Genomic DNA, 15,988 nt, shown 5'->3' with positions numbered 1-15,988 from the left:
GTTATTCCACAGAAAGGTTCTGAAGCAGGTCTACTTTAGAATAGCCATATAGAGCAGCTACCTTAAGAATAACATGCTCAATAGTACTGTTAGGACATGACGCTCCGGAACTAATCAGAATAGTTCCGGGGCGATTTTTGTTTATCACTGCATGACTTATTCTATATTCCTGTGATAACAGGTCAAAATGTTCTATTGCTCCATCGGGAAGAATAGAATTTTCGTCCCGGATAAAGTAAGTCGGCAACTTTTCAAGAGCCAGTTCTACCAGATGTGTAGTATTTGAACTTTTATGACCACCGATAATCAAAGCAAAGTCAGCTTCTTCCCGGATAAGACTTTTTACTGCCTGTTGATTATCATTCGTAGCATAACACAACGTATCGCGTGTATCTTCAAAATGTTCGGAAAGAGATTCTTCACCATACTTTTCTATCATCACACTTTTCAGATAATCTGCTATTTCCTGTGTCTCTTCTGCTAAAAGAGTAGTTTGATTGACAACTCCTATTCGGGTCAAATCCTTTTCGGCATTAAATGTGTCTGAATAGCGTCCCGGGAAATGTGTCGTAAACTCTTCGGGAGATACAACTCCTGAAATAAACTCACCGAGCAAGACAGCTTCCTCCATATTCCGGATAACAAGTGCCTTTCCTTTTTCTGCGGCGTGTGAAAATGTAGCACGTGTTTCCTCATGTTCGGGTTTACCGTGAATAATAATGGTTGCTTGTTTGTTTGCTAATTGTCGGGATCGTTTCCACACCAATTCAACAAAAGGGCAAGTTGTATCATAATTTGTAGTTCGTATCCCTTTACACTGCAAAACACGTTCTGTTTCGAGTGTAGTACCAAACGCAGGAATCATTACAATGTCATCTGATGTTATCGTATCCCAGGGAATCAATTGCTCACCGGTAGTTGATTGAATGAAACGAATTCCGTTTTCCTCAAGATCCTTGTTTACAAGAGGATTATGAATCATTTCACTTAAAAAGAAGATCCGTTTATCCGGATATTTATGTAATGTATCGTATGCTTTTTCGATGGCTTGCTCAACACCAAAACAAAAACCAAAATGACGGGAAATTTTAAAGGTGAGGTCACCTGTAGACCAAATCGTGGGAGAAAAATCGCGTATACCATCAACTTTTTTCGGGCGATTCTTTAATCGGCGAATCAATTCTGAATCAAACTGTTGAGGTATATTAAACTTTTTCATTCTGAACGAATGTAAGTAAAAATAAGGAACGAATACGGGATTATTGTATATTCGGCGGAAATAAAATTGAAAAAATGAAACGAATATTTAGTACATCTAAAAATCCTGTAGCAGTTGATTTCTGGTTGTTGTTTTTACGCGTTTTCGGAGGAGCGTTTATGATTACTCACGGACTGCCAAAAATGGAAAAATTAATGGCAGGAGGTGAAATTAGTTTTTACGATCCCTTTGGTTTTGGGGATACTTTTGCTTTGGCCTTAGCTGTGTTCGCAGAGGTAATTTGTACTTCATTACTGATTATCGGTTTACTCACACGTCCCGCGGCTATTTTTCTTGTAATTACTATGGCTGTAGCTGCTTTTATGGCGCATGCAGGAGATCCGTTCGGGAACAAGGAAATGTCACTACTATACTTATTAATTTACGTGACTATTCTGGTTACCGGTGCAGGTCGTTTTAGTATTGATTACCTGATTAGCGGGAAAAAGTAATTAAGCTTTTGAGACAGCTCTTTTCGGTTTTTTTAGAAGTGCGTTACCTAATACGCCGATTAAGATCAAGAAAATTCCGGCAAGGGCTGTCCAGCTTAACACTTCTCCAAACAACAACAAACCGATAAAGAATGCATAAATTGCTCCCAGGTATTTAAAGGGTGTGATTTTTGCCGCACCTCCTTCATGCAGAGCCTTTGTCATGAATACTTGTGCGAATTGGGTGAACAAACCTATAATTAACAAAAACAACCATTCTATTCCCCGCGGCATTACAAAATCAAAAAGACACCAAATTCCCATAATAGGTGTTGCTATTAGAGGAAAGTAAAGTACAATATTGAGAGCAGAGTCAGTTTCTTTGCATTTTAGAATAGCAGTATAAGCAACACCTGAAAAAACAGCAGACATAATTCCCATCAAAATCCAGAAAGGAGGAATTTCAGATGCATTTAGTGATTCTGGATCCGAATTTCGAAGCGATATAACAGCAATTCCGATCAGAGCAATCGCAAAAAACAGCCATTGAAGAGGATTTACTTTTTCTTTGATAATCCAGATAGCAAATAATACAGTGAAAAGAGGGGAGAGATACTGTACGGTAACTGCAACGGCAAGTGGTAATTCTTTAAGCGTATAAAAGAAGGTCGTAAGTGCCATTACACCAAATACACCTCGTATAATTAACCACTTTTTATTCGTCCCCAGCAAGGGAAGACGTTTTTTCTTTAATAGAGCTGCTGTAATACTAAGAGAAATCAGGGAACGAAAGAAAACAAGTTCATGAGTGGGATACTCCTGAATATTCGGTGTAAGTACAGTTGGTTTACCCAATAGCTTAACAAAAACGTTGACCAGTGAAAAACACAACGTCGATAAAAGGATATATTGAATCCCCTTACTGACCGTTACTTTTCTGGATTTTTTTACAAACGTACTATCAGTATTCAACTTGCACTTTCATTACCTCGTCAATAAACTCTCGCACACACCCATTTCCTCCTTTATTTCTGAGGATACAATCGACTTGTTGAAGAACAGCAGGGACAGCATCAGCCGGAGCTGCAGTATAACCAATGGATTGCATCACCTGTAAGTCATTTACATCATCGCCTATCATGGCAACCTGGTGGAGTCCGATATTCAGTTTTTCGCACCATTCTTTCAAAATGTCCAGTTTCTGACCACGTCCAAGGTAAAAATGCTGAATTTTTAACATTTCAGCTCTGTGGCGAACCATTTCTCCCTTAAAACCGGAAGAAATAATACCTACCTGAAAACCACTTCGCGTGAGGTGAATAATCCCCATACCATCTTTCGTGTTGAACTTTTTCAATTGTTCGCCACTATCAGAAAAGTACATTCCTCCATCTGTCATAACACCATCTACATCCAAAATCAATAACTTAATATCTTTCGGAAATGGTTTCCTCTCGGAAGAATGATATAAAAGTTCACTTTCAGAAACTCCTAATAATTCGCAAATCTCCTTCAAACGAACCAGGGGTAAATCAGCAATTACCTGTACACCAAATTGTTCACAAAAATTTGCTTCTTTACGACCAGATTGTGCAATCAGAAACCGAATACGATCAAACAGGTTCATGTTTTTAGATCATTTTTCTACCTACAGCCTGTGCAACAGGTTGAAGTGATTCATACAAGGCTGTAAATTCTTCGTGCGTCAACTGCTGAGAAGCATCTGATTTAGCAACTTTCGGATTCGGATGTGTTTCAATTAACAAACCGTCTATTCCCATTGCCACGCATGCGCGGGCAAGATCAGGAACACCATACGCAAATCCCATCGCATGAGAAGGGTCAAGGATAACAGGTAAATTTGTGTACTCTTTCAGATACGAAACCCCACAAAGATCAAGTGTAAATCGTGTTTTTGTCTCAAAAGTACGAAGCCCTCTCTCGCAAATAACTACATTGCTGTTTCCTCCGGACAAGATAAATTCTGCAGCCTGCACTGTCTCTTGCAACGTAGAACCAAAACCTCTTTTTAATAGAACCGGTTTGTTAGACTTGGAAGAAGCCCTAAGAATTCCCTGATCATACATGGCTTTGGCACCAATTTGAATTACGTCAGAATATTCAATAATCTCATCGATGTGAGTAGCATCACGAGCCTCAGTTACTACGGTAAGTCCGTATTCTTCTCTCATTTTTGCCAGTAACTTCAGTCCTTCAAGCCCTAATCCCTGAAAACTATAAGGCGATGTTCTCGGTTTGTAACATCCGCCTCTTAAAGCTGTCAATCCAAGTGATTTTATCAATTCAGCGGATTGACGAATCTGTTCTTCACTTTCAACGGAACAGGGACCTCCGATAAGAAGCGTATTATTCGTGTCACCACCAATGGTTACAGAACCTATGGTAACCTTTCTCGTTTGCTCTTTGTATTCGCGAGAAGCCAGTTGTATATCGTCTTTAAACGTCCAAAACTTTTCAGTTACACTTTCCAGTGCATCTGGAACTTCCCGAAGTCCTGAAGAGGTAATCAAGATGTTTTTCTCCTGATCCACAATGTGAAAAGCTTTATTAGACTGAGCCAAATCTTTGGCCTGATCAATACTTACAGATGCTTTTAATTCAATAATCATATTATAATTCTCCTTTAATCAGATTAACAAAAGTAACAATTCCACGTGCTTTATGTTCGCTATCGACAATTGGAAGATAGCTCAGTGGAAATGATTGTCTTCGTATAAATGACAGCATATCCTTCACGCTCATTTCATCCTGAGCTGTGACCGGATGCCGGTTAATAATTTCTGTAGGTTCCAATTGATTGAAATCATCAATATGCTTCAACAGTCCTTTACGTACATCGGCGTTTGAAATAATTCCAATCAATTCTTCTTCAGCGTTTTCAACCATGCAGAACCCAAGTTCTCCATGTTCAATCGTCTCCAGAATACGCTGCATCGTCAACTGCTCCAGTTTAACAATAGGGGATTCATCCCGGGTACGCATAAAATCTCGCACTTTATACTGGGAGTGAATATCCCTTTGCGTAAGGTTCATTAGCGCCTCACCAATTGATGTCGCATTAAATAAATAAGATCCTGAAACTGAACTGTATACTCCCAGATTGCGAAGAATAAAAGAGACTTCCGCATTCACACCTCCATCAACATGTACTCGTTTGGTTGGGAACATTCGCATAAAATCCCGGATTTTCCTGAAATTCACTTCATCAAAACGACCTCCGGACTGACCGGGAACGGTAGCCATAATAAGAATAAAGTCAAAATGAGAGTACTCGTTAAATACATCTACAGGAGTAGGGGTGATTATTGCAATTCCCTTATGCCCGCTAATATCCTGAGGGATGACCAGTTTTGATGTCAGATTTTCATATTGAAACGTAACAAATTCAACCGGATTATTTCGTAAAGCGTCAAAATACTTTTCTGGTTCCTCTGTAATAATATGCAGATCTATCGGAGTATTTGTCCGTTGTCTGATTCGTTGAATATCTTCAAAAACAGAGAGGTCATCATTACAGTCCACATGAATAAGATCTACCTGATGGTTTTGTAAATCGTCGATTATTTCATCAAGAGACCGCTTTTTATCAGAATATATGGAGGCAGATATTTTCATTGTTTGTTTTATTCAAAAGGTGAAACCGAACGATTAAACTGGTTATCGCTGATCCTGATTTCAAAATGTGAATCGGGAAATACTACCGAATCAATTCGACTTTGCAGGTCTCTCATTACCAGTTGCACATCAAAAGGAATATCTCTCATCAGATTCGTATCTGAAGGAATCATATTAAGAATAATGGTTCGATTCTTTTTTCTGAGTTGCATATATTGAGGTTTAACACCGTTAAAATGATTTTCCAACCAGAAATTCAGAAGGGAAGAAGCCTGTTTTTTTGTAACAGGTTCTTTGTAATAGATAGTTACATTATCCGCCTGTACGTGTTTTCCATAATCATCTACACAAGAAGTGAAAATAAAGATAGGTACTACGAAGAACAAAAATTTTAACGTTTGGATAAGTCTATTCACGTATTACGTACAATTTTTGTTGTAAATATACAAAATATTAGGGGCAATCTGTTCAAAAAAAGTAGTGAAATAAGCTTCCGGAAAAGGGTTACACCGCTAATTCATGAACCTTCCGCAACGCAAATTCAAGTTGCTGTTCCGGAGTCATATTCGTATTGTCTAAAACGATGGCATCCTTCACCTGAATCAACGGGCTTTCCTTCCTGGATGTGTCGATACGATCTCTTTCCATCAGGTTTGTCAAAACTTCCTCTCGCGTGACGTTCCGTCCTTGTTCTGTCAACTCTTTAAAACGTCTTTCTGCGCGCACTTCAGGAGAAGCCGTCACAAATAGTTTCAATTCTGCATCCGGGAAAACTACAGAACCAATATCCCTTCCATCCATCACAACGCCGCCGTTTTTACCCATTTCCCGCTGTAACTGAACAAGCTTTTCACGAACTTCACGAATGGTGGCAATTTCTGAGACATACCCGGCAACCTCCATCGATCGGATTTGTTTTTCGACATCCTTTCCATTCAGAAAAAGATGTTTTTTTTCATCTCCTTCTACCGAAGCAAAACTAAGTTGAATCTGCTCCAATTTTTGAGTTAATTTCTCTTTATCGACTGTTCCATTTATAATACATCCGTTTTCAATGGAGTAAAGTGTAACACCACGATACATCGCCCCTGAGTCTATGAATACATAATTCAACTTTTTCGCCAGTGCACGGGCTAATGTACTCTTACCACAGGAAGAATAACCGTCAATTGCTATCGTAATGGGTTGCATAATCTAGTTGTTAGGAGATAACTGTTCAAGAAATTCTTCCATCGTCAATTGCTCATATTCCTCAGGAATTGAAAACATTTCTGCAGCTATTTCCCGTTCGTCCAGCCGGACTAATTCATAATTCACCTGATCGCCCTGAACAATTAAATCGTACTGTAAAGGAAGCCCCGGAATTTGTTTATCGTACACGTCAATCATGTATCCCGGATAGGATTTACTGTAATAAACCTGAACCGGCTCTTTCAGATGTTCTCCGGAAATGGAAAGGCATTTAGCTTTAAATTGGCCTACTTTGGTAGATTTACAATTTTTCTTTACCGAATAATTTTTCTGAAGAGTGTCTTTTTTTAAATCCTGAAGAAGTGCCAGCTTTTTTCCATTGAAATCGAGTAGGAGGACAGCTGTGTTTTTTTTAAAATCTTTAATATAGACTTGTTTTCCCATTTGCGTTTTTGTTTCAACGCGTACCTTTTCTTGTTTTACATAGTAATTTATATACTCAGCGCTGTCTGAAGTAATTTGTTGCTGAACAGGATCATTAGTTATATACGTAAGTTTCCCTTCGAAACTATACTCCTGAGAACAGGATGAAAAACTAAACAGGACAAAAAACAAAAGTCCCAGATATTTGGATTGTACTGTAATCATGATTGCAAAATAAAGAGATTTTCGGAGAAATAAAGGCATATAATGAAAACAAAAAAGTCCGGAAGTGATTTTCTTCCGGACTCCTGTAAGTATATAGTCTAAGCTATCTTAGTTTTTTTCTGCTGCAGCTTTTGATGCACAACAACTTTTTCCTTCAGTTTTCTTAGCTGAACAAGATGCTTTTGCTTCCGTTTTTTCCTTATCCGCACAGCAAGATCCACCTTTTTTCTTTTTCTTCTTTTTATCGTCGTCTCCTTGTTTTACAACTTCGATGTTATTTGAGTTCATGGCGTAAACTGTAGCTCCCATAGAACCTACAAACATTGCCAAAGAAAGTACTACAAATGCTTTTTTCATGGTATTCTTTTTTTGTAAATATACGATTTTTTTTAATATAAATGTTCCTAAATGGTTGCCAGTAGAGTTTTGATTCCCTTTACTTTATCACCAATTTTCACTTTCACTTCTGCATCCATCGGAAGAAACACATCAATTCTTGAGCCAAATTTAATAAAACCGAATTCAGAACCCGAAGTTACCTGATCTCCTTCTTCCGGGTAATAGACAATCCGACGTGCAACAGCTCCGGCAATTTGACGAAATAACACTTCTTTTCCTGAGATATGTTCAGTAACAATTGTACTTCTCTCATTTTCAGTTGAACTTTTCGGATGCCAGGCTACAAGGTATTTCCCGGGATGATACTTAACGTACTTAATAATTCCTGAAACAGGGTGAAAGTTAGCATGCACATTCAAAGGGGACATGAATATCGAAATCTGAATACGTTTATCATGAAAGTACTCTGTTTCTTCTACTTCTTCTATAACGACTACTTTTCCATCAGCAGGGCATAATACATCATGGTCCTCAAAGATCGGTTTTCGAATCGGAACTCTGAAAAACTGGATAACTAATATCGCTACAACGATAAAACCTACTGATAATAGCCAGAACAACCATCCCTGACGAATACTGTCAAACAGGTAAAAGTTACCCAATTGCAGAATGGTCAGAATGACACAGGTCCAGATTATAATAGTAAAGCCTTCTTTATGAAGTTTCATAGATTACTGTTTTTTTGCGTATTGGTGTCAAATTTAGAAATAAATAAAATGCAAAATCAAAAAAAGCGGTGCAGCAAAGAATGTAGCATCAAATCGATCCAGAATTCCTCCATGACCGGGGAGTATATTACCGGAATCCTTAATGTTGAGACTGCGTTTCATCATCGATTCAAATAAATCACCGATAATTGCTGCCGGTGCAACAATCAATGCTGCTATCAGCCAAAATGTAAGATCTAAGCCTGAAAAGTGTGAAATAAGGTAACCTGCCAACAAGCTAAAAAGAAGACCTCCAATAGTTCCTTCCCATGTTTTTTTTGGTGAAAGCCTTGGAAACAAGGGGGTTTTTCCGAAAAACTTCCCGGACAGAAATGCAAAAGTATCGTTGGTCCAAACGATAAGAAGCATTCCAATAGGAAAAATGGCTTCAAAAGGAAAATTAGCTTTCCCACGTAATAAAATCAGAACAAACAAGGGAAACACTATGTAGAACCAACTGAAAAGGCTCAGAGAAACATTCTGTATCGGATTATTTTTACTTCGGAATAGTTCTGTTATCATTACGACAAAGGGCAGCACTCCAAGTACAGCAGGAATCCAGATAATCCGTTGATCAGGCCAACTCAACCAGGTCAGACAAAGTCCTGAAAAAAGTATAACACCGCCGGTAATTCCTGTAAAGCGTTCCGGTCCCTCATTTTCTTTTTGAAAGATTCTGTAAAACTCTGCTAATCCCAAACCGGCAAACAATCCCATTACAGCAATAGCACTCCACACGCTCCAGGTTAATCCTACAATGATAAGAGCTATAAATACAGCTCCAGTAAGACTTCTGACCAAAATATCTTTCATGTATTATAAACTTTCAGCAAAGATACTTTTTATCAGTAAACAAAAAAGCCCATCAATGTTGATGGGCTTTCTGTTTTTATATCTTGTTATTTTTATTCTTTGGGTTGCTTTTCCGGTTCTTCCATCTCCGATCCATTTTTACTCTCAGAAGGAGCAGGGGAGTTGTTTTCGGTTTCTTCAGAATCTTTCTTTTCGTCTGCCTGTTCAATAATTTCTTTGGCAGCTTCTTTTAATTGTTCTTCCGGTTCGAGACTATCCCATGGACGCTCACCGAAAATTTCTACAAGATCTTCTTTAAAGATCACCTCTTTCTGAAGTAACTTTTCAGCAAGAGCAGTCAACTTATCCTGATTCTCGGTTAACAATTGTTTTGCACGCTTATATTGACCTTCAATAATCTTGCTTGCCTCCTCATCAATTGTCTTTGCAGTATCCTCAGAATAGGGTTTAGAGAAAGAATATTCGCTTCTTCCCTGTGAGTCATAATATGAAATGTTTCCTACCTTATCGTTTAATCCATAAATAGAAACCATTGCGTATGCCTGCTTAGTTACTTTTTCAAGATCGCTCAAAGCACCTGTTGAGATCTCACCGAAGATAACTTCTTCCGCAGCACGACCTCCAAGGGCAGCACACATTTCATCAAGAATCTGATTAGTTCTGGTAATACTTCTTTCTTCCGGAAGGTACCAGGCAGCTCCCAGTGATTGCCCACGAGGGACAATTGTTACTTTTACCAAAGGGTGTGCGTAACGCAATAACCAGGAAACAGTAGCATGTCCTGCTTCGTGGAACGCAATGGCTCTTTTCTCTTCTTTAGAGATAATTCTGTTTTTCTTCTCAAGTCCTCCGATAATCCGGTCAACAGCATCTAAAAAGTCCTGAAGTTCTACTGCAGTCTTTTTCTTCCGGGCTGCAATTAAAGCTGCTTCATTACATAAATTAGCGATGTCAGCCCCTGAGAAACCGGGAGTTTGTTTTGCAAGAAAATCAATATCTACCTTATCCTGAAGCTTAATCGGTTTAAGGTGTACCTGGAAAATTTCTTTACGTTCATTCAGATCCGGCATATCTACATAAATCTGACGGTCAAAACGCCCGGCACGCATTAAAGCACGATCCAGAATGTCAGCACGGTTAGTCGCAGCAAGAATAATCACTCCGGAATTTGTTCCGAAACCATCCATTTCAGTAAGAAGCTGGTTCAATGTGTTTTCCCGTTCATCGTTTGATCCCATGTTGGCATTTTTACCACGGGCACGACCAATTGCATCAATCTCATCAATAAAGATAATTGCTGGAGCTTTTTCTTTAGCCTGTTTGAAAAGGTCACGAACACGAGAAGCTCCGACACCTACAAACATTTCTACGAAATCAGACCCTGAAAGGGAGAAGAAAGGAACTTGTGCCTCTCCTGCAACAGCTTTCGCTAATAATGTTTTACCTGTTCCCGGAGGGCCCACCAAAAGTGCACCCTTAGGTATTTTAGCTCCTAATTCTGTATACTTTTTTGGATTTTTCAAGAAATCTACAATTTCCTGCACTTCTTCTTTTGCCCCTTCTAGACCTGCTACGTCTTTAAACGTAACATTGGTACCTTTTCCTTTTTCGAAGAGCTGTGCTTTTGACTTCCCGATATTAAAAATCTGTCCGCCACCTCCGGCACCTCCGCTCATACGACGCATCATAAAGAACCAAAGACCAAAAATCAACAGGATCGGCAAGGAGTAAGTCAACAGCACCTGCAACCAGTTTACCCGATTGTCAATTTTGTAGTCAATTTGTCCCTGACCGGCTTCAGATAACTCTGAATTCACCTCTTTCAACTGATCCATAAAGAATTTAGGCTCAGGAGGAGTAAAAGTCAGTTGAGGAGATTCTCCGAAACTCCCTTTAGACTTGGATAAATTTTTGTACTTTTTATCGCGGTCTTTGAGGTCTTCCAACCGATCATCAGCGATAAAGACTTCAACTTCCTGATTGTTAATAATGATGATTTTTTCGACATAGCCATCTTTTGCCAGTTCGAAGAAATCATTTGTAGAGATTTCACGGGTGTTTCCCCCTGAAGTAAAAACCTGAAGCGCAATAATACCGACTGCGATTATTGCATAAATCCAATAAAAATTGAATGACGGCTTGTTTGTTTTATTTGACTTTTCTTTCGACATAATGTGTCTTGCTAATAAGTTACTGGAATTTATCTAAGTTCTCAATGTCTGTCCGTTTGGCATCTGCCCACAAATCCTCAAGGTCATAGAACGACCGGACATCTTTATAGAATACGTGTGCAACAACGTTTACATAATCAAGAAGCACCCACTCAGCATTTGCTTTCCCTTCGATATGCCAGGGTTTCTCTTTCAGATTTTTACGTGTGAAGCGAACAACAGAATCGGCAATACCTTCTACTTGTGTGGAAGAATCTCCTGAACAAATAATAAAGAAATCGGTAACCGAACCCTGTGTTTTTCGCAAATCAAGAACCGTGATGTCCTTGGCGTTATTCTCCTGCATTCCCTCTACGATCGCGTCGCAGAGAATTTTCGAATCTATTTCCTGATGTAATTTTACCATTCTATTCTTTCAATGACTTGCAAAGCTAATTAAATTTTAATTTTACCGCTGAATTTACTTCAATTCTCAAAGTATGAATTATTCGCAAATTCCGGTCAAACTTATCGAACTCGAATCTGTTGATTCTACTAACAATTACATTGCCAAAAAGGTTCTTACAGGTGATTTAATTCCCGGTACGGTCGTTTTGGCGGAAAAGCAGACGGAAGCCCGGGGACAAAGGGGGACAAAATGGCAGAGTTTGGCAGGTTTAAACAGTACTTCATCTATTTTTCTTACATGGACAGATATCAAAGTACGTGAACAGTTTAAAATCTCTATGTTGGTTGCTATTGGTGCTTGTCGATTTTTAAGAAATTTTAACATTGAGGCGGAGATCAAGTGGCCGAACGATATTTATGTTCAAACGAAGAAAATTGCCGGAATTCTGATCGAAAACCAACTAAAGGGAGAATGTATTAGTAGTTCTGTGATAGGAATCGGTTTGAATGTTAATCAGGAAGTATTTGAAGGAGGGGTGTCAGCAACTTCCATCATTCTGGAAACAGGAAAAAAAGAAAATGTCCAATTATTTACGATGCAACTTTATCAGGAAATTGGACGGACAATTGAACAATATCATCAGTACCCGTTTGAATGGATTGAAAGAACATATTCAGGTTTTCTGAAAGGATTCGATGAAGCTGTTACCGTTATTTGGATACAGAAACAGGAAGAAATAAAGATTCAAATCACAGCTATTTTACCGGACGGAAGGATTAAAGCTTTAGTTAATGAAAAAGATTGTAAAATATTTGATTTGAAAGAGTTGAAATTTATTTTTTGATTACAAAAATTCTTTCTTAGCATCTTCCATATACCTATCAAACGCTTCCGAAAACAGTGCTTCTTGTGCCTCAAATATTTCACGTGTCCGATGAATTTTCGACGGAAAACTCAACCTACTTTGAATGTATTCAGGAATTCTATCCAGAATGATCGGATCATCGTATTTGTGAATCATTTTATGGTCAGATAATCGTTGGATTAATAGGGAACAATTAGCCGGAAGCTCATTTTTTCGTGATAACGCGTAGGAAAAAAAAGCATTTAGAAAGTCTTTCCTTTTTTCAGCGTGATGGTTATCCCAACGCATTGCCAATAAATGATCAAATACAATATCAGTAGCAATAGGACTTACTTTAGGTAAATCTTTGTAGAGCTTTCTATTCAACTCTACTACAGCCGGATGATTATCCATAAAGCTGTCAATTTTACGATGAAGCCGGATTCCATTGTGAAGAAAACCGGGAATATGGTCGAATTTATTCCCCTTGAAGAAGTCTCCAAGTAAGTTCCCAGTCATCAACTGATGACTATCTCCTGAAAAATACAAATGCCCCAGGTAATTCATAAAACACTAAGATACAAAACAAAGTTCTGGTATGGTTGTGTTTGATTTCTTATCTTTACATTTATTAGGATTTAAACCTATTGAGATCATGTATGGAAGAAACCGAAGAGTTTGAGAAATATTACCCCCCGAAACCTGTTTTGGAGGAGAGAGAGGCTACCAATTCGTTGGGAGCAACCGTATTCTCTCTTTTACTCTTTGTTTGGGCATTCTTTACTTTTATATCGGATGATCTGAGGTTCATTGCTGTCATACTAATTGTACTGACATTGCATGAATCCGGACATTTTCTGGCGATGAAACTTTTTCGTTACAGAAATCTGAAGATGATCTTTCTTCCTCTTTTGGGAGCTTATGTTCATGGAAAAAAAGATTTATATTCTCAAAAAGAACGGGCTATTGTACTGCTTTCAGGTCCATTACCCGGAATTCTGGCAGGTGCAGCTTTATTTTACTGGGGAATGCAGCACGAGTCCTTTTGGGTATTGTATTCCGGAATTTTGTTCCTGTTGATTAACACCCTCAATCTTATGCCAATCGACCCGCTTGATGGTGGACAATTGATGCAGGTTCTTTTTATCTCGCGTCAGGATTTGGTAAAACTGTTATTTTCTCTCGTTTCATCATTAGGAATGATCTTTATAGGACTGTATTTTGACAACTGGATTCTTATCGGTTTTGGCTTTTTATTGGGATTCCGTGTAAGAGGAAATCAGCGATTGTACCAAATGAGAAGTAAACTAAAGGAACAGGAGATTAATTACCGGATCAATTATCAGGATTTATCAGATAAAGACTATTTCTATATAAAAGGTGTTTTTGTTGAACATTCGCCAACAGTAAAAAAGATAATGAATACGGGAGCAGTTAATGACGACGAACTCGATCAGTTAATCGCTTCTGATATTTGCGATGTTTTGGAAGTCCCTTCCAAAAATGACCTTTCTTCGGTTGGTAAATTTGTGTTTGCATCCCTTTGGTTGCTCGGTATACTGCTAACTCTAGCTGTATTCTGGGTTGGTGCAAATGAATTAAACTGGTTTTTTGATGCGTTTCAAACCGGGAGATAAAGTAGTTTTTCTGACAGAGCAGGGTGGTGGTGTAGTAAAGGAAGTTCTTTCCGCTACTCACGTTTCTCTTATTGATGACATGGGGTTTGAACGACCTTATCCTGCCGATGCACTGGCTCCGCTTCGCGTAACTCAAATTGCGGTTGATGAGCGAAAACTGATGGAAAAAAAAGAACCTGCTAAAGCCAAAATATCCCAGAAGCAACAAAAAAATCAGGTTTACAGAATTGATTTGCATATTGAGGAGCTACTTCCCGGGCATAGTCTAATGACAAACTATGAAATGTTACAACTTCAGATGGAACATTTTAAACGTGCATTTAATCACTGTAAAAACAAGCGTATTAAACGATTACAGGTAATTCATGGTGTTGGAGAAGGAATCCTAAGGGGAGAAATACATAGTTTTCTACGCCAGTTTTCCGGAACTGAATTTCACGATATGTCTTATACACGAAATGGTTTTGGAGGAACCGAAGTTATTTTGTGTTTCAAAGAACTTGATTAACTCTTTTTATTACAATACAATTACTCTCCGGATTTCATTTCTAAAATACATAAAGTAAACACCTTCAGGTAATTCTAGTTTTCCAGCTCTCCCTTTGTACACTTCCTTTCCGCCGACTGAGTAAACAGAATAATTTTCATCGACAGGAAGTTCTACACTTATACTTCCATCCTTAGAGGGATTTGGATAAACCGTAAAAATACTCTGGTAGTATTCAGTTGTACCCAATGTCGTAATTACTACTTGTTCTTTAACTGTGTCCGAATAACAAACCGTAGAAGTCGTCATACTAACCTCGTAGGTTCCCGTTGTGGAGTATACATGTGTTGCGTTTTGTTGCATTGATTGTTGTCCGTCACCAAAATCCCAACTTTCAAAAACTCCATTTATTATGGACGGAGAGCAAGTAATTTCGGCCCCTGTTGTATTGACCGTAAACGTGTTTTCTGATAAAGGCCTGAAGTCAACCCTTGCCGAGTCGTTCGTATAGACAACATGATCAGCGACTTGTTGAAGATAACTTACTTCGTTCGAGGTTAAACCTGTCGGAGAAAACCCGTTTCCGGAAGAAAATGTATTGAAAATTAAATTATTAAAAATACAAGCTGCCAGATATGACCCTTTCATACTGGGGTGGCTTCCATCAGACACGTACAAGTCATTAAAACTTACCACAGCATTTTCATCTTGTTTTACATGAGCAAATCCAATTCCGACCGGAGATAACATGCCATTCGCCTGATCTGTCATATAGGTGTAGGCATTGAAAAGGCGGGTATTCATTTTTTCAAACGTATTGATCCCTTCCCACTGCTGATCTCCATTCTGTCGTCCCCATGTAGCATAGAATAGTGGAACCGAACAACTATTGTTGGAATAGATACTATCCACAAGAATTTCCGCATAGGGATATACATCAACCTGTACCTGACCATCAGGAAAAGAAGGTCGTTGACTTTGTTCCTGAAGTACGACAAAATCCCAATCAGCAGCTTCAATCTTATTCAGTGTTGTTGTACTGCCAGCATGTTGTGACAAAGTTGATCCACCGGGTGTATTCGAATCAAAGCTCAACGAATTTCCATCAGCTACTGCCATACTGGAAATGATCCCCGGTAAATTATTTGTGCTGATGTAACTATTTCCTACAAATAGTACTTTTTGGGTTGTTTGTCCGATTACTGATGCAGCTACAATAATCAGTATAAGTCCTGTAAAAATATGCTTCATTCCTCTGTTTTCGGAAACAAACGAGAGGTCTGCTACTACGTTGCCGGTTCTTGTAAATTATTTTTATTCCGGAAACCTGAATTATTGAAATCCTAATGAGAAAAAAGTGCTAACTGTCGGTTTATTT

Annotated in this window: 19 protein-coding genes; 4 read left to right on the top strand and 15 right to left on the bottom strand. The window is 38.6% G+C overall.

Annotation, left to right across the window (positions count from 1 at the left end; translation table 11 throughout):
• Nucleotide 1: 1 nt before the first annotated feature.
• The gene (locus tag AC4PL9_RS02180) at nucleotides 2–1,219 is read right to left on the bottom strand and encodes a 4-hydroxy-3-methylbut-2-enyl diphosphate reductase (RefSeq protein ID WP_491603148.1); all 1,218 of its coding nucleotides are present in this window, start codon (nucleotides 1,217–1,219) and stop codon (nucleotides 2–4) included.
• Between the two features lie 74 nt (nucleotides 1,220–1,293).
• On the opposite strand from AC4PL9_RS02180, the gene AC4PL9_RS02175 reads away from it, so the two are divergent.
• Nucleotides 1,294–1,710, top strand: coding sequence for a DoxX family protein (locus tag AC4PL9_RS02175; RefSeq protein ID WP_491603147.1), 417 nt, complete (start codon nucleotides 1,294–1,296; stop codon nucleotides 1,708–1,710).
• Here AC4PL9_RS02175 and AC4PL9_RS02170 read toward each other — a convergent pair whose 3' ends face one another.
• From AC4PL9_RS02170 to rsfS, 12 genes are all read right to left on the bottom strand, one after another.
• On the bottom strand, nucleotides 1,711–2,661 hold the full coding sequence (locus AC4PL9_RS02170) for a DMT family transporter (protein WP_491603146.1): 951 nt from the start codon (nucleotides 2,659–2,661) through the stop codon (nucleotides 1,711–1,713). It lies immediately after the preceding gene.
• Nucleotides 2,651–3,316: a KdsC family phosphatase gene (locus AC4PL9_RS02165; protein ID WP_491603145.1), complete on the bottom strand. Its 666-nt coding sequence runs from the start codon at nucleotides 3,314–3,316 to the stop codon at nucleotides 2,651–2,653. Before AC4PL9_RS02165 ends, AC4PL9_RS02170 begins: the two co-directional genes overlap by 11 nt.
• A 4-nt stretch (nucleotides 3,317–3,320) precedes the next feature.
• Nucleotides 3,321–4,319 (bottom strand): 3-deoxy-7-phosphoheptulonate synthase, encoded by a 999-nt coding sequence (aroF, locus tag AC4PL9_RS02160; RefSeq protein ID WP_491603144.1) that lies wholly within the window; start codon nucleotides 4,317–4,319, stop codon nucleotides 3,321–3,323.
• A 1-nt stretch (nucleotide 4,320) separates the two neighbouring features.
• Nucleotides 4,321–5,325, bottom strand: a complete 1,005-nt coding sequence (locus AC4PL9_RS02155) for a CBS domain-containing protein (protein WP_491603143.1) — start codon at nucleotides 5,323–5,325, stop codon at nucleotides 4,321–4,323.
• Nucleotides 5,326–5,333: 8 nt separating this feature from the next.
• Entirely contained in the window at nucleotides 5,334–5,711 is a 378-nt protein-coding gene (locus AC4PL9_RS02150) for a hypothetical protein (RefSeq protein ID WP_491603142.1), read from the bottom strand.
• 118 nt (nucleotides 5,712–5,829) lie between these two features.
• A complete protein-coding gene (gene cmk, locus AC4PL9_RS02145; RefSeq protein ID WP_491603141.1) occupies nucleotides 5,830–6,516 on the bottom strand; it encodes a (d)CMP kinase in 687 nt (228 codons plus the stop codon).
• 3 nt (nucleotides 6,517–6,519) lie between these two features.
• Complete coding sequence (locus tag AC4PL9_RS02140; protein WP_491603140.1) at nucleotides 6,520–7,164, bottom strand: hypothetical protein; 645 nt, start codon at nucleotides 7,162–7,164, stop codon at nucleotides 6,520–6,522.
• A gap of 108 nt (nucleotides 7,165–7,272) precedes the next feature.
• Nucleotides 7,273–7,521: a hypothetical protein gene (locus AC4PL9_RS02135; protein ID WP_491603139.1), complete on the bottom strand. Its 249-nt coding sequence runs from the start codon at nucleotides 7,519–7,521 to the stop codon at nucleotides 7,273–7,275.
• 47 nt (nucleotides 7,522–7,568) lie between these two features.
• Nucleotides 7,569–8,231: a phosphatidylserine decarboxylase family protein gene (locus AC4PL9_RS02130; protein ID WP_491603138.1), complete on the bottom strand. Its 663-nt coding sequence runs from the start codon at nucleotides 8,229–8,231 to the stop codon at nucleotides 7,569–7,571.
• Nucleotides 8,232–8,264: 33 nt separating this feature from the next.
• Nucleotides 8,265–9,083 carry a phosphatidate cytidylyltransferase gene (locus tag AC4PL9_RS02125; protein ID WP_491603137.1) on the bottom strand — a complete coding sequence of 273 codons (819 nt, stop codon included), beginning with the start codon at nucleotides 9,081–9,083 and terminating at the stop codon, nucleotides 8,265–8,267.
• 92 nt (nucleotides 9,084–9,175) lie between these two features.
• Nucleotides 9,176–11,254 (bottom strand): ATP-dependent zinc metalloprotease FtsH, encoded by a 2,079-nt coding sequence (gene ftsH / locus AC4PL9_RS02120; protein ID WP_491603136.1) that lies wholly within the window; start codon nucleotides 11,252–11,254, stop codon nucleotides 9,176–9,178.
• Between the two features lie 19 nt (nucleotides 11,255–11,273).
• Entirely contained in the window at nucleotides 11,274–11,660 is a 387-nt protein-coding gene (gene rsfS / locus AC4PL9_RS02115) for a ribosome silencing factor (protein WP_343787053.1), read from the bottom strand.
• Between the two features lie 73 nt (nucleotides 11,661–11,733).
• Here rsfS and AC4PL9_RS02110 point away from each other — a divergent pair, with 73 nt between their 5' ends.
• Nucleotides 11,734–12,486, top strand: coding sequence for a biotin--[acetyl-CoA-carboxylase] ligase (locus tag AC4PL9_RS02110; protein ID WP_491603135.1), 753 nt, complete (start codon nucleotides 11,734–11,736; stop codon nucleotides 12,484–12,486).
• Here the strand turns inward: AC4PL9_RS02110 and AC4PL9_RS02105 are convergent, their stop codons facing one another.
• Nucleotides 12,487–13,053, bottom strand: coding sequence for an ACP phosphodiesterase (locus AC4PL9_RS02105; protein WP_491603134.1), 567 nt, complete (start codon nucleotides 13,051–13,053; stop codon nucleotides 12,487–12,489). It lies immediately after the preceding gene.
• A gap of 92 nt (nucleotides 13,054–13,145) precedes the next feature.
• Between AC4PL9_RS02105 and AC4PL9_RS02100 the strand changes: the two genes are divergently transcribed.
• Nucleotides 13,146–14,123 (top strand): site-2 protease family protein, encoded by a 978-nt coding sequence (locus tag AC4PL9_RS02100; RefSeq protein ID WP_491603133.1) that lies wholly within the window; start codon nucleotides 13,146–13,148, stop codon nucleotides 14,121–14,123.
• On the top strand, nucleotides 14,101–14,631 hold the full coding sequence (locus tag AC4PL9_RS02095; protein ID WP_343787045.1) for a Smr/MutS family protein: 531 nt from the start codon (nucleotides 14,101–14,103) through the stop codon (nucleotides 14,629–14,631). Before AC4PL9_RS02100 ends, AC4PL9_RS02095 begins: the two co-directional genes overlap by 23 nt.
• A gap of 9 nt (nucleotides 14,632–14,640) precedes the next feature.
• On the opposite strand, the gene AC4PL9_RS02090 is transcribed toward AC4PL9_RS02095, so the two are convergent.
• Nucleotides 14,641–15,861 carry a PKD domain-containing protein gene (locus AC4PL9_RS02090; protein ID WP_491603132.1) on the bottom strand — a complete coding sequence of 407 codons (1,221 nt, stop codon included), beginning with the start codon at nucleotides 15,859–15,861 and terminating at the stop codon, nucleotides 14,641–14,643.
• Nucleotides 15,862–15,988: the final 127 nt, after the last annotated feature.

This window comes from Wandonia sp. (genome assembly GCF_984588085.1).
Note: the sequence above shows the minus strand (reverse complement) of the source record. Positions and strands in the feature narration are given on the sequence as shown.